Raw genomic sequence first — 13,889 nt, forward strand, 5'->3', positions numbered from 1 at the left:
TGCGATGGGGTCTTCTATCATCATTGGCTGCCAACCAAAGGAGGATCCATCCCATGGCTGAGTACAAAACCCTTGTGCGCGCACAGTCTCTCAAAAAAGCTTGCGCCAATTGCGGCGTGCTTGAGTTATGCCTCCCTATCGGGCTGACAGGCAGCGAGGTCGATCGGCTCGATACGCTAATCGCCCAGCGCATAAAAATAAAAAAAGGGACGGCGCTCTATCGCACGGGCGATCCGCTGCATTCTCTGTATGCGGTTCGGCTCGGTTTCTTTAAAACCAGTGTGTTGTCGATGGACGGACGCGAACAAGTCACTGGATTCCAAATGCAAGGTGAAATGCTCGGCCTGGATGCCATCAGCACGAATCACTACGCCTGCAATGCGATAGCACTGGAAGACAGTGAAGTTTGTCCAATTCCGTTCAGTCATTTGGAAAAACTTGCCCGCGACTTGCCATCCCTGCAGCACAATCTCAACAAGCTATTGAGCCAGGAAATTGTTCGCGATCACAGTATGCTGCTGTTGCTAGGCAATATGAATGCTGATGAGCGCCTGGCGGCGTTTCTGCTGAACTTGTCCCAACGGCTAAATATGCGCGGCTACTCACCCAGGGACTTTGTGCTACGTATGAGCCGCGAAGCCATGGGCTCCTATCTGGGACTGCGCCTGGAGACCATCTGTCGCTGTATCGCTCACCTTCGCCAAGAGCAACTGGCTGATGTGCACGGACGGAACGTTAGTATTCTGGACCTTCCAGGCTTAAAGCGCAAAGTCGCTGGCTGCCACCGGCATGCAGAGCTATGAACAACTCATTTGCGCCTGTTTACCGTATCAGGTCAGGAGGTCTGGTCATGAAACGCATAATGATCTTCAAGCCAACGCTCCATCTCTTTTGCGCCCAGCGGCCTGGAAAATAGAAATCCCTGAGCGATCTTATATCCTTGATTCATCAGGATCCGCTGTTGCGCCTCGGTCTCGACGCCTTCGGCGACCACCCGAATTTGCAAACTTTCGCCGATGCGGATAACGGCTTCGCTCAATGCCTGACTTGTAGTGTCGCTTTCAAGGTCATGGACAAAGCTGCGATCCAGCTTAAGCTCCTGGATCGGGAGGCGCTGCAAGTAACCAAGGCTCGAATATCCGGTACCGAAATCGTCCATCGCCAGGCTTATACCTAGCTTATGCATCTCTTCAATGGTGGTCAGGGTATCGGGGTTGATATCCATGAGCACATTCTCCGTAATTTCCAAGGTCAGGTCCTTTGCCTGAAGACCGTACTGCTCAAGCGTACGGACTACCATCCTTGAGAAATCACGGTTATGAAAATTAGTGGGCGACATGTTTACTGACACGGAAGGGACCTGCAGGCCCTGCTTACGCCAGGCAGACAATTGACAGCAAGCCTTACTCAACACCCATAAGCCGAGTTCGCTGATCAAGCCACATTCTTGCGCCATGGGAATAAAACTTAACGGGGAGATTTCTCCTAGCTGAGGATGAGTCCACCTCGCGAGCACCTCCATGCCGTACAACTTCGAGTCACTCAGGTCGATTTGTGGCTGGTAGACTAAATGAAGGGATCGTTGGTCCATCGCTTCTCGTAACGCAGCTTCGAGACGCAGGCGGCCTTGTGTCAGTTGGCCAAGCCCATCGTTGAAAAAGCAAACGCTTCCGCGCAGACGCGTCTTGGCTTGATACATGGCCATGTCGGCACGTTGTAACAATACCTCCATCGTGTGGCCATCTTCTGGAAACAAGCTAACCCCAATGCTCGCCGAGGGTTTGAGCGTCACCCCGCAAATCTGGCAAGGAAGACAGAGTCGTGCCCGCAGCTTTTCGATGAGGTCAATTGCGTGTGCCAGCGTACATTGTGGCAGGACTAGGACAAATTCATCGCCCGATATTCGGCTGACAATATCGCACTCGCGCCGATCCTCTGACAAACGATGGGCGATGAGGCGCAAAAATTCATCTCCTGCGGGATGCCCCAACGAGTCGTTTACCTGTTTGAATCGATCCAGATCGATGAACACAACCGCCAGATTTGATTTATGCCGCGATGCCTGGGCGATAGCCTGCTCAGCCCGTGCATGAAGCAAATTGCGATTGGCCAGGCCAGTCAGTTCGTCATAGAACGCCAACTGGCGTATATGCACACGCGACTTTTCTCGTTCCAGCGCCAAAGCAAACAAGTAAATGCAAGCTTCGACGAGCAGAAGATGTAATTTGCTGGGCTGACATAAGTCGCGGTAGTAGAAAGCGAACATGCCGAGCAGCCGCCCATCGTTGGACCTGATTGGCGTCGTCCAGCATCTCGTCAAACCGAGTGGCTGCACTAACTCTCTGAAATCGCTCCAAAATGGGTGGACAGCCATCTCGCTGATCATAGTTGCGTCAACGCTGATTACCGATGCCGCAGGACCATCGGGCTCGACGCCAATCACTGTCCCATCCAACGAGCTGGAAAACACCGACGGAAGACCCGGTGCCGCCAACGTCTGTAAACAACCCCGGTCATCGACGCGCAAGACGGTTGCAATCACTTCCGGTGCAATCCGCTGGACTTCCAGGCACGCGAGGTTCGATACGGTTTCCAATGACTCCTCGCGAACCATCGCCTCCAGTATCTTATGCCGTAGTACTTCATGCATCCGCGTATGTGTCACGTCCGTCAACACGCTTACGGTGTTGGTCAGATGTCCATGGTCATCGTGAACCGAGTGGATGGTGACGTTACACCAGACGCGTGAGCCGTCGCGGTGGACCCCATAGTCTTGGCCCTGATAGGCGTTACTTTGGCTAACTTGACAACGAATCGCTCCAATACGTGACTCATCCAAGTACGGCGCCAGGACTTTGATGGGCGTTTTGCCGATAACCTCTGGAGGACTGTAACCAAACATCTGACAGAACCCGTCATTGACAAAAACTATCAGCCAAGCGGCATCGGTTATGATGATGGCGTTTTCCGTTGTGTCGACGACTAATGACAGAAGATACAAACGGTGCTGTTCTACATGTTGTTGGGTGATATCTTTAATGAAGGCGGTGTATAAAATTTCCCCTTGATGTTTAATTTTCGAAATAGACATTGCCCCCCAGCGCCGGGTGCCGTCCTTGCACTCGATAGGTACATCACGACTGGTGCCAACAATTTTATTGACCCCTGTGCGGCGGTTGGCCTCGATATAACCATCATGATGGACGCGAATGTTTGCAGGGACCAGAACATCGACATTTCTGCCCAAGACTTCCTCTTTGCTGTATCCCCAGAGTTTCTGTGCAGCCACATTGAACAGAATAATTTTGTTGCTCTTATCGATCACAACAACGCTGTCGACACTCTGTTCCAGCGTTTGGATGAAAACCGTTGAGAGCTCCTTACGGTACGACATAGCACTTACCCACTCTGGAGGGAGATGAGCAGAATCCCTTGCATATTTGGCATTTGGAGGAGTGGGTCCAGCCACTCCTGAAGAACATGGAGGCATTCGAAATATGGGGAGCAATGACCGGTTGGATAGTCGTGTCGAGACCGCCGAAATGAGACTTTGAAGTCAGCGCAATGTCTACAAAAAAAGCGGCAGGTTAGCATAAAAGGTTTGTCTCTTATTAGTAATTGTTCCGACCTGAAATCAATCTGCCACTATTCAAAGCTATGCGCTTGATTTAGATCAACAAACGGGTATCAGCGCAACGCGGCGGCTTGAGTAGCAATCAATGAGCTTTCGCTTGAGATTCGGCAGTTGGGGCTGCTTGCTTGCCTGGAAAACAAGGGCACCAACATTCATGTCTTGCTGTCGGCCGGTCTGCTTGGTGACTCCATCGTCTCATTGACAGAGGCAGCACATACTCTGTTCCGGCCCGCATGCTTTGCTCTATACAGCGCATCGTCTGCCCGGACGATCAGTTGAGCGGGACTGTCGCCTTGGGGTAGCAGGTGAGCAACTCCACAGCTAATTGACACCTGAAGAGGACCACGTTCCGTTGGGATAATGGCTTGTTCAATAGTCAGCCGTAACTTCTCGGCGACGTCCAAGGCATCCATTCCGTTTGTTTGAGGCAAGATGACACCGAACTCCTCGCCCCCGAGCCTTCCGAATACGTCATGGGCTCGTAGAACTCCACTACAAAGGGTCCCCACGTGTTTTAGCACCGTGTCACCGACGGGATGGCCGTATGTATCGTTCACTCGTTTGAAATGATCAAGATCTAGCCATATCAGGCTGAGTTCCGTGCCATGACGCTTCGCCCGACTGAACTCCGTTTCCATCGCCTCCAAGAAGTCCCCCCTACTTCGAGCTCCCGTCAGGAGATCGACACTGACAAGTTTTCGCAATGCGCTGTGGGATTGTTTAAGTGCAGCGGCATTGCCAAAATGTTGCCGACTGACAAAATATAAAAATACAGCAAACGCGAGCAGTAATGCGGACGTAACGGTTGCAGAAAACAGCAGGAATTGACGTCGTACGTTGAAGGAGGATAGATAGTCAGCAGGTGAAAGCTGCACCAGAACAATGAGCTCGCTATATTCTAAGCGACGGTAAGCGATCAAACTGTCAACCCGATCGAAGGGGCTTGCCCCGCGATACACCCCTTCGGCAGGATTGGCGTTATCGAAATAGGGCTCATACTCAGAAAGAACTGTTCCATCCAAAACAGTGTTGTGTCCGGACTTGGAAGCCACGGTCCGCGGAACACGATCCTTTCCCACCAACGCGATCAATCCGCTAGGGCCGACGTTAATCTTTCGATAGACATCCGTAAAAAAGCTGACGGGTATCGAGAGCACAAAGACCCCGGCAAACTTTCCTTCAGCGACTATCGGCCGGGTAAACTGTATCGACCAGATACCCGACACACGGCCGAGCACTGGCTTGCTGATAAACAACTTATCGTGCGAAGGATTTCTCAGGTGCACTTGAAAATGTTCTCGACCACTGAGATCTACGCTTTTGTCTACAGGCCCCAACGATGAATAAACCAGTCTGCCTTCCGCATTAATAACAGCAATTTGAGCGATCATATTTCCATCGACTTGAAGCTCTTCTTTTACTACCTCCTCGAAATCTTCCGGATCTTCAATAACATCTTCACGTATGTCTTGAAGCAAAGCGTCAGCGTAACGGACCACACTTTGGATGTGTTCCTCAAACGCAATGGCAAGATTCATGGCGTCATTGCCCGCCGCTTGCTCTACCAACACCTGCTCGTGCTTAAGCCACGCATTTAGAGCGACCCACATTGGAACCAACGTGATTAACAAGACAGCTATGGCGATCAGCCCTGCCTTAGTCTTGGTCACTCGATGTCGTAACAAGCGTGGTCTCCAGCGAAGCGTCATTATTTAGCGCGGGCCATCAAGCCAACGAGATGCGTTGCCGTCAGGCCGTTCCGCGACGACATGGCACCACGATATCACTCATTTTTCGAGGCGCAACAATAGATTCAGTGAGGTACCCCAGGTTTCGCGGAATTGCTGGACGTGGGATTCTTATCCACGTAAGGAACTGGCTGGTCAGTGGCTGCCACCCCGCGCCTGACTTAGCAGAGTGAGGAGGAACCTGGCCTTCTCCTCCAAAAATCGTAGCGCATGGCAAACGATTCAGCCTCTCATTGCCTTATGTGCCAGGTGCCAGGTGCCACTCATCAGATTTGATCGCTTGGACAGGTTTTATCCACTTGAGATACTCAAGGAGATGAAGACCGGACCGATAAACAGAGCAGAAAATCAGCGTCCCTTGCGTGCAGCAGCCCCATGGCATCTCCTGTTCACGTGCGCCCACTATAAGCACGACTTCAGGACTCTCCTACCCTCGCGTCACACTGATGCGAATGACAAGGTAATAAGTCGTGTTCAGAAATATTTCATTGAGCTTTAAGCTGATCTTGATTGTGGTGTTCCCATTGATCGGATTCCTTTGGTTCGCAACCCTCCATGTCATCGATAACTATCACACGCTTCGAGAAATGGAGCAGACGCAGGAAGCCAGTACTGCGGCCCGGACGTTCAGCCAATTGATAACAGTTCTGCAGCGTGAGCGCGGGGCGAGCGGCGTTTTTCTGGCCAGTAAAGGAATGTCCATGCGGGACGTGTTAATTGGGTTGAGACAGCAGACTGACAAAGCCATCAATGCAGCCCGCCGCTTACCTGCGCTGGAAAATAATCAAGTCCGCCAAGCCACTGCGGCGCTGGATTCTTTGCAGACCATTCGTAGCCAGATTGATGCGCTGGCGCTCAACAATCGAGAATCGGGCGCTCGGTTCACCAAAATCATTGAATCCTTGATTGCTTATACACATGCACTCCAACGCAGTGTGAAAAAGCCAGAGTTGGCGCGAAGTCTCTCCTCGCTCAATCAGTTCATCGAGATGAAAGAGCGAGCCGGCCGGGAACGCGCAACATTAGGGGTGGTGTTCAACCAGAACCGTGTAGATTCAGACCTGCTTTCAATCTTCAGCCGAAACCTGGGCGAGTTTTCAGCTTATGCAGAGGCATTTCGCAGCAGCGCCGATGCAGCTTATGTCCGTCAACTGGACGATAAGATGGCGGCAGCCGACGGTATGGAAGTGGCCAGGCTTCAGCGATTGATTTTCGATACGCCTATAGGCCAATCACTCGACGTCTCGGCCGAGTCATGGTTCAAGCTATCGACGGCCAGAATAGATCAGATGAGTGACGTCGAAAATGCGCTCAGCCTACACATACGCGACTTGGCCAATCAGGAGCATGTCCACGCATATTTCGTGTTATGTATTGTACTAGCCTCGGTTGGGGGCGCAGTGGTAGCAGTGGTCCTGTTATCGTCCCTTATCATCCGTAACATCCGGACAGCAGTACGGGAAGTTAATAGCGTGCTGATCGCTCTCTCCGAAAGAGACCTCACCAGCCGAGCCACCTATGTGGGAAGAGATGAGTTTGGCACAATCGCCAGCAACCTCAATCGCACGGCTACCGAGCTCAGTCAAATCATTCAAGAAATAGGAACCGCGACCGCACAAGTGGCGACTGCCGCTGAAGAGGCTTCGGCTGTCACGCTTCAGACCAGTCAGAGCCTTGTACGCCAACGCCAGGGAACAGAACTGGTGGTCACTGCCATCAACGAAATGAGCGCCACCGTTCGTGATGTTGCACAGAGCACCGGCGATGCGGCAACCTTGTCACAACAAGTGAACCAGAGCACCGAAAAAGGCAGAAAGGAAATCGAAGCGACCGTCCGTGTCATCCAGGACATGTCCGAGCAAGCGGATGAAACCGCTGTCATTATTGGCGAGCTAAAAAGTGAAAGTGATTCGATTTCAACGGTGCTGGATGTCATCAGAGGCATCGCCGAACAGACTAACCTGCTCGCTTTGAACGCAGCCATCGAAGCTGCGCGGGCAGGCGACCATGGACGTGGTTTCGCGGTGGTCGCGACTGAAGTGCGTACGCTTGCTCAAAGAACCCAAGAATCCACTGGAAACATCCAAGACATGATCACCAAACTGCAGGCTGGCTCGGATCGCGCAACCAGTTCGATGAAGGAAACCCTGAGCAAGACGCGCACCGGTGCCTCCAATATCGAGCGCGCGGGGGAACTACTGGCGGAGATTGCCGTGAGCGTCTCTAGCATCAGCGATCGCAACATGCAAATCGCCACCGCTGCGGAGCAGCAAAGTGCCGTTGCGGAAGATATCAATCGAAACGTGATGGAGATCAACGACGTAGCCATTCAGGTCAGCGCCGGAGCGGATCAAACAGCAGCGACTAGCCAGGAGCTGGCGAGGTTGGCCGAGCACCAGCAAGTCATCGTGAGCCGTTTCAAATTGAATTGACAATGCTGCAGCATGCCGCCCTGATGGCTGGGGGCCATGCTCTGGGCCAGCGTGTCGCCGGAACGGCCTCCGTCCGGCGCTGGTGCATCGAGTGGGTAGCCGATTTCAGCGGAGATTGCTACGCCGATCACCGCCAGCAGGAGCAACGGCAGTTCGAAAAGGCATCACGGTTCCCCCTCCTCAGGCCACGCTGACCAACTCGATGCATATCGTGCGTTTTTATAGTCGGTCTGCTTGGAGATCGGGGCGGTGGCAACAAGCGCGACCTTGTTGATCAGCTTTTATCCTGTACCGGCATGCTGATATCGACGTACTTCATTGCTTTCCCCGGAGGGCAAAAGCTTGCGAGCATTACCGCTTCGTGTACGTCGCCGATAAACGTTTTGCCCTGCCCTTGCATGAACACTGACTGGTGCGCATTGCTGACGTCTTCAAGCAAACGGCCGATGGTAGCAACGACTGCGCGCTGGGCGTCGGTGAGCCCGATCCATGAATAGCTAGGGGACTGAGCATTAAGGTGGCTGAGCAGCCTTCTTGCTTCACCTATGTTTGCAGAGTCGCGCAGCGTCTCCAGTGCGCTTAGAACGCCTAGCTCCTAGGAGCGGCTGTGCACGTCACGATTGGGAGCTCAATCATCGAGGCGGCATATTCCGCAAGTTGATGGCTTGACTGCTCCTTATGACTCGAAATCGCGGATACACCAATGACAGTGCCGAAGATGTAAGTAAGAACCAGCACAGCGAGGGCAACAATAACCGTAAATTTCGCTCGCTGACTTTGAAAAAAGAGCGGGATGAAGGATAGGCCCAGTAGATCAAACGCTTACGATACCTGGCACCCCCTGAAAGGATTATCGGCCTGCAGCGCCCTCGCTCTAGCCAATTCAGGGGGCCTCCCTTGTACGCGTCTCAGATTTAAGAGCGCATCGCCAGAAACCTGTAGAGTTGGGGCTGAGGCGGTCGCAAGCGCATTTGATTGTCTCTAATATCGGCAATCAAGCCCCTCTGTGCGTACTGGGACGGTCCAAACCTGCCCGCCTACAACTTGAGGCTTTTTATATGAATGTCGAGATTACTCACATCCATGCGACTGGTGGAGAAGCGAACGCAGGTACGGTAGGAAAATTGAGTCTACACTCCCATACCTACCGTTCGTTGCCTAAGGCCTGCTATGACCGCTAATTGGAAAGCCCTAAAACAAATCGAAGGAGAAATTCTGATCGTAGAAGACGATCCGACTCTGCGTGCGCTAACAAAGCAGATCGTAGAAGAAATAGAGATAATAAGTGCGGAGACAGTAACTTTTGAAACCGCCGATCAAGCGTTGGTTTATCTGCTACAATCAAGACGGCCTTGTAGTCTTGCAATTGTTGATTACGGGTTACCGGGTCAAATTAATGGAATGGATTTTATACGGATGGTCAGAAATAAATGGCCATCAATAAAAACAATACTCATGTCTGGCTATGCGCTGATGCCAGAAACCGTTCCTTCTCCGACGGTTTATCTGCAAAAGCCGTGGTCAATGAATGACCTAACCAACGCTGTGACTGACCTACTTCACCCTGATTACCCGGCAACAGAACGATCGCGCCTTTTTAATAATAATTAGTTAAAGCTCTATTGTATGCACCCAGTGCGCTACTGAGATGTATTGCTAGGGCAACTTCAATTTCATCAGCTGCGCCACGTCCGAATTCAGGCTTAGTCCATTAGCATGGCTACCGCTTACAACCCCCCTCCTAATAGGCACATAAATAATCGTTGTCAAGCTCCCATCTTACCTGCGACTGCAATTACCGAAAGAAGGGCCTGTTGCTTTAGCGCAGCCGCTATACCCTATCGTCAATAATCGCAAAACTTTCAGGTAAACATACCTACCGCCCGACGGCCCTTATGACGCGAATTCGTTGCTTGAGGCGCTGTTCATCTATACAGAATTAGCAAGCGACCGGCTCTATCAATGTTGAACAAGCCAAAGCGCTGAAGTCCAGCAGTGGCGCGACATGCTTGATGATTATGACTTCTGGATGCAAAACCCGAGGCGTATCGGTCCAGTGTGCTCCGCAGGTGCAAGGCTGGCCGAGGTGCGGCTGTTCGGGCGGTAGATTACCTTATAACCGGAATTGCGAATGTTTAGTCATGAGTGATCCGTTTGGATACACACTGCAGGTGCATGCAAGCGGTAGTAAACCGCACTCTATGATGAGTCGAACTTCAATACGGAAATCATGGAGCTATCCGAGGTTCTTTTTGAGAGCTGTCCGAGGCCGTGCTTTTACAGGCGCTTGGGCATCCGCTACGCGAGCTAATATCGTCACATCCGATGAAGGCGGGATCAAGCATTAAATCATATACAGGTTGGAGACGTCTTCTGGTGATCGCCGTTATTGGGCTGGCAGGCTACACTCGATTGCGTGGAGTCCGCAGGACGATTTTTAGGCCGCTGCATCCTCATGAAAAAAGTACGTATCCCCCGAGCAGGAGAGAAAATAATGTCAGACGATATGGTCCAGTACAGAGACATCGTCGTCATCGGCGGGTCAGAGGGTAGTATTGAGCCATTGAAAGAAATTCTCGCGGGTTTGCCACCGAAATTTCCCGCCGCAATTTTGATCGTTTTGCATACTCACTCTTCAAGCCTGAAGATGATGGCCGCCATTCTTCAGCGATCCTCATCTATGCCGATAGCTTATGGCGCGAATGGCGACGCTATTCTGCCTAGCCGTATATATCTGGCTCCGCCAGACAAACACCTTGAGGTTTCGGCACCTGGCTTGGTTTTTTTAAGTGACGGACCGAAAGTGAATTTTTGTAGGCCAGCAGTTGACCGTCTCTTTCAGACCGCCGCTGAAGTCTTCGGCCCCCGAGTGATCAGTGTGATCCTATCCGGCAACGGGGCTGATGGAGCAGACGGAGCGATTGCGGTTGGGGCGGTGGGTGGTTTGAACCTCGTTCAAGATCCGAGCGATGCTGACGTAGCGAGTATGCCTGTTGAAGCTATCGTTAAGGATCACCCGGACGTCTTAGTCAAAGCGAAAGCATTAGCAACCGTTCTGATTCACGCAGTTAGGCGCTCTTCGGGCCGGTCAGCCCTGGATAAGGCGTCTGCCACTGTGCGTCCCATCTAAGATTCCAATTCATTTGAATTTTTTCCAGCCTGATGACTCCGTTAGATATGAGCAAATGGAGCCACTCATGGACAACAACCTGTTCGTCATCGCCTACAAACTTCACGGCGAACCAAAATCCTTCATCATCCGCAGCAAAACGATGCGAAACGTAGAGGCCTGGCACTGGGCAAGCTGCGATGTTGGCATTGCCCCCATCCCCAAGCCAGGCCGTCCGCCTATGAAGATGGTCTCAAAGCCCCAAGCTGAGAAGTACGGCGTCACTGAGGTCACATGGCGAGCGAGCGGAGCTCAGTAGCTCCAGGCTTCAATCCTGGCGCTATCTGGGAACATCAATCCATTTGGCGGTCAGCTATGTAAACTAGGCAGACGCCTAGTTTGTTAAGCATTGCGGGAGCTTGCCTCATCATGCTGAATGCGTTCCTGTTTCTGTTAACTAGCAGATGCGCTCCGAATCGCAGGTCTGGCGATGGAATGCACCGCTATCCCTTGGCCGTTCTAAATCAATAGAGGCAATGATGTCACCCTTCGATCTACAGCGAATGTTGATAGATGAGTTCCCATTGCCATTCTTGTTAGAGGTAGGCTTCAGAGCAACCTATGCCTTTCTCGCTGTTTTTCTATTCTTAAAATCAAGTGGTAGGCGGGGCATAAGGCAGCTATCACTCTTTGAGCTAGTCGTCATTCTGACCTTGGGCTCCGCTGCCGGGGACGTGTCCTTCTACCATGACGTCCCGCTGTTGCCGGTAGCAATGGTTTTTCTAACGCTCCTGCTTCTTTATCGCACTACCGTACTGATCATGACGAAGAGCAAAAAATTTGAAGCGTGGATTGATGGCTTGCCTGTGACTGTCATCATCGAAGGCCAATACGAGCTCAAATCGTTAGAGAAGCTGAACATTTCATCGAGCGAGCTGCTGATGGAGTTGCGGCAACAAGGCGTTGAACACCTAGGCCAGGTGAGGCTGGGGCTAATGGAGACTGACGGCGATATCAGCCTTTATTTTTACGATCATGAGGACCTACGCCCTGGGTTATCCGTTCTGCCTGTGGAACATCGCCCGGAGTTCAAAATAGCACCTATTTCCGCGCTCTATTGCTGTGTGAATTGCGGTTTCGCGAAGCATCTCCAGGAAGAGCAAGGCGGCCATTGCTCCCGCTGCGACCATGACATATGGTCTACCGCGTTAAGCAGTCCAAGATGTAGGTGATGGTATTGAGATCAATACCACCCTCACCATTTCCACTTGGGATAGGTGTACGGCGAAAAAAATCAAGGAGCGCCAGTCAAACCAGCGCCTGAAACTGATTCAGGCGGCTCGCGGGAAAATCGAGAACCGAAAGAGCCCGCAGCGCTCCTTTGTATTCAACACCCAGTCACTTGGCCAGCCAAGACTCAACGGTGTCTGAGCCGTGTTCAGCCTTCCACTCTTTCAAGCCTTTGTGATTGCCACCTTTCGTTTCAATGATCTCGCCTGTGTGCGGGTTTTTATAGGCTTTCACCTGGCGAACTTTCCGCGGGCCAGATTTTAGAGTCGCCGCTGCAGCGCGACGTCCCCCCTGTGGATCAAGCAGATTGATCACGTCCCTCAGACTGTAGCTGTATTTTTCTAGCAAATCGCGGAGCTTCGTTTCAAATTCAATTTCTTTCTTAAGCCCAGCATCGCCTTTGAGGGCTTCAAGTGCTTGGAGCTGTTCAGCGAGGTGCTTCTCGAGCTGGCGAAATTCTGCGAGTTTGGACATGGTAGGTCTCGTTTTGATGGTTACCTTAGAGTGTATTGCAGATCTAGAGCTCGCGCTCGGCTTGTAGAGCAGGTATAAAAAATCATGTCTCGGCAACCGTTTTGGCTGAGTCATAACTCAAAACAATTGGTTTACCATGCCTTTGACGCATCCAAAACACACCAGCGCTTCCCTGTCCGAATTCCAGTGCATCGCGCTCCACTAATGCGCTCAGTCACGCCCATTCATCATGCGCACGAAGGTTGCAACCCATCACCTAACGGCGCACGACTGGATAGCCATCCCCAGGCCCGGTATCGCTTGAGGCAGCACAGGTCACAAAGCTTCTCTCCACCGTCGGCGCCTGAACTCATGTCAAATTTGAGACTTGCCAGAACCACCAACGCAAACGAAAAATAGCCTCATTCAACGCGTTCTGTTTACAGCGTGTCCGAGCGGCCAGCCAACCAGCTTTTCAAGTGGCTCTCGTAGCGGCTTCTCCCCTGCAAAAATTGCGCTGTATCTTTCCACGATGGGAGTGCAATTTTGAACGTGAATGTGATTGAAATGGTCGCGCATGCGCTCGACGTCAAACTTCCTGCCTAGGTGACTTTTTACGAAGCGGCGGCTGATTTTGTAATGACCACAAGCGACGCAGATGATGTCGTCCCAATCACCGTATAGGCCTTTTAGATACGCATCGCCCCAACAGATCCAGCAGCCACACTTCATTACTACCCTCCCGTTGCCTAGATAGATTTTTTGGAAACGGATTGGGTTCCTTCGGGAAGCATGCACGCAGCACCATTCGTCGCCTAACCCAGGTGCTTAACGGCGCAGGGCCCTGGGAGAGCGCTACAAGCTAAAGGATCATAGGAAACCCTACCTCGCCTAATAGGGTCGATGAGAATAGAGGGCGATACGCCCCAGCCCAGCGAAGGGCAAACTTGCGTGTACGGAGTATAGAATGTCCAGCGAACCTTTCGACTTGCCAGTCGGGGCGGTACGCCCTGCCGAGAAAATACTCAAAGAGATCGAGACTGCCGGATCGATGATCCTAGCGGTGAAAAACGGCGCAAAAGCTCATGGGTTTGTGATTGGCCTAAGGTGTGCTGGAGCTATCACAGAGGAACAAGCCGATGTGATTCTGAGTCGGTTTGACCACGCAACAGAGAGCAGGCTCAGAGAGTTGACGCTTTACACTAAATAAAATTCTTCCTGAA

Annotated in this window: 10 protein-coding genes and 2 pseudogenes; 8 read left to right on the plus strand and 4 right to left on the minus strand. The window is 51.9% G+C overall.

Annotated elements, in window-relative coordinates:
* The first annotated feature begins 53 nt into the window (after window positions 1-53).
* Window positions 54-803 carry a fumarate/nitrate reduction transcriptional regulator Fnr gene (gene fnr / locus J3P79_RS15710; RefSeq protein WP_434603948.1) on the plus strand — a complete coding sequence of 250 codons (750 nt, stop codon included), beginning with the start codon at window positions 54-56 and terminating at the stop codon, window positions 801-803.
* 32 nt (window positions 804-835) lie between these two features.
* On the opposite strand, the gene J3P79_RS15715 is transcribed toward fnr, so the two are convergent.
* Both J3P79_RS15715 and J3P79_RS15720 read right to left on the minus strand, forming a co-directional pair.
* Window positions 836-3,394: an EAL domain-containing protein gene (locus tag J3P79_RS15715; RefSeq protein WP_434603950.1), complete on the minus strand. Its 2,559-nt coding sequence runs from the start codon at window positions 3,392-3,394 to the stop codon at window positions 836-838.
* 392 nt (window positions 3,395-3,786) lie between these two features.
* Window positions 3,787-5,304, minus strand: coding sequence for a sensor domain-containing diguanylate cyclase (locus J3P79_RS15720; RefSeq protein ID WP_434603952.1), 1,518 nt, complete (start codon window positions 5,302-5,304; stop codon window positions 3,787-3,789).
* A gap of 665 nt (window positions 5,305-5,969) precedes the next feature.
* Here J3P79_RS15720 and J3P79_RS15725 point away from each other — a divergent pair.
* A pseudogene (locus J3P79_RS15725) lies at window positions 5,970-6,905 on the plus strand (nitrate- and nitrite sensing domain-containing protein); the annotation flags it as partial.
* Window positions 6,906-7,106: 201 nt separating this feature from the next.
* A complete protein-coding gene (locus tag J3P79_RS15730) occupies window positions 7,107-7,814 on the plus strand; it encodes a methyl-accepting chemotaxis protein (protein WP_434611499.1) in 708 nt (235 codons plus the stop codon).
* Window positions 7,815-7,849: 35 nt separating this feature from the next.
* Here J3P79_RS15730 and J3P79_RS15735 read toward each other — a convergent pair.
* Window positions 7,850-7,966 (minus strand): annotated as a pseudogene (locus J3P79_RS15735) (nitrate reductase cytochrome c-type subunit); the annotation flags it as partial.
* A 1,018-nt stretch (window positions 7,967-8,984) separates the two neighbouring features.
* Here J3P79_RS15735 and J3P79_RS15740 point away from each other — a divergent pair.
* From J3P79_RS15740 to J3P79_RS15755, 4 genes are all read left to right on the plus strand, one after another.
* Complete coding sequence (locus tag J3P79_RS15740) at window positions 8,985-9,425, plus strand: response regulator (protein ID WP_434603954.1); 441 nt, start codon at window positions 8,985-8,987, stop codon at window positions 9,423-9,425.
* An 883-nt stretch (window positions 9,426-10,308) separates the two neighbouring features.
* Window positions 10,309-10,944: a chemotaxis protein CheB gene (locus tag J3P79_RS15745; RefSeq protein WP_434603956.1), complete on the plus strand. Its 636-nt coding sequence runs from the start codon at window positions 10,309-10,311 to the stop codon at window positions 10,942-10,944.
* A 67-nt stretch (window positions 10,945-11,011) separates the two neighbouring features.
* Entirely contained in the window at window positions 11,012-11,242 is a 231-nt protein-coding gene (locus J3P79_RS15750; RefSeq protein WP_434603958.1) for a DUF6555 family protein, read from the plus strand.
* Window positions 11,243-11,462: 220 nt separating this feature from the next.
* Window positions 11,463-12,155: a DUF421 domain-containing protein gene (locus tag J3P79_RS15755; RefSeq protein ID WP_434603960.1), complete on the plus strand. Its 693-nt coding sequence runs from the start codon at window positions 11,463-11,465 to the stop codon at window positions 12,153-12,155.
* A 166-nt stretch (window positions 12,156-12,321) separates the two neighbouring features.
* Here J3P79_RS15755 and J3P79_RS15760 read toward each other — a convergent pair whose 3' ends face one another.
* Window positions 12,322-12,687, minus strand: coding sequence for a histone-like nucleoid-structuring protein, MvaT/MvaU family (locus J3P79_RS15760; RefSeq protein ID WP_434603962.1), 366 nt, complete (start codon window positions 12,685-12,687; stop codon window positions 12,322-12,324).
* A 946-nt stretch (window positions 12,688-13,633) separates the two neighbouring features.
* Between J3P79_RS15760 and J3P79_RS15765 the strand changes: the two genes are divergently transcribed.
* Window positions 13,634-13,876 (plus strand): hypothetical protein, encoded by a 243-nt coding sequence (locus J3P79_RS15765; protein WP_434603964.1) that lies wholly within the window; start codon window positions 13,634-13,636, stop codon window positions 13,874-13,876.
* Window positions 13,877-13,889: the final 13 nt, after the last annotated feature.

It is taken from the genome of Pseudomonas sp. R1-7 (assembly GCF_051132105.1).
In the GTDB taxonomy this organism is placed as follows: Bacteria; Pseudomonadota; Gammaproteobacteria; order Pseudomonadales; family Pseudomonadaceae; genus Aquipseudomonas.

Coding starts and splice junctions, on each gene's coding strand:
- J3P79_RS15730 (WP_434611499.1), top strand. CDS start 7,107: ATGAGCGCCACCGTTCGTGATGTTGCACAGAGCACCGGCGATGCGGCA.
- J3P79_RS15740 (WP_434603954.1), top strand. CDS start 8,985: ATGACCGCTAATTGGAAAGCCCTAAAACAAATCGAAGGAGAAATTCTG.
- J3P79_RS15755 (WP_434603960.1), top strand. CDS start 11,463: ATGTCACCCTTCGATCTACAGCGAATGTTGATAGATGAGTTCCCATTG.
- J3P79_RS15715 (WP_434603950.1), bottom strand. CDS start 3,394: ATGTCGTACCGTAAGGAGCTCTCAACGGTTTTCATCCAAACGCTGGAA.
- J3P79_RS15750 (WP_434603958.1), top strand. CDS start 11,012: ATGGACAACAACCTGTTCGTCATCGCCTACAAACTTCACGGCGAACCA.
- J3P79_RS15745 (WP_434603956.1), top strand. CDS start 10,309: ATGTCAGACGATATGGTCCAGTACAGAGACATCGTCGTCATCGGCGGG.
- J3P79_RS15760 (WP_434603962.1), bottom strand. CDS start 12,687: ATGTCCAAACTCGCAGAATTTCGCCAGCTCGAGAAGCACCTCGCTGAA.
- fnr (WP_434603948.1), top strand. CDS start 54: ATGGCTGAGTACAAAACCCTTGTGCGCGCACAGTCTCTCAAAAAAGCT.
- J3P79_RS15765 (WP_434603964.1), top strand. CDS start 13,634: ATGTCCAGCGAACCTTTCGACTTGCCAGTCGGGGCGGTACGCCCTGCC.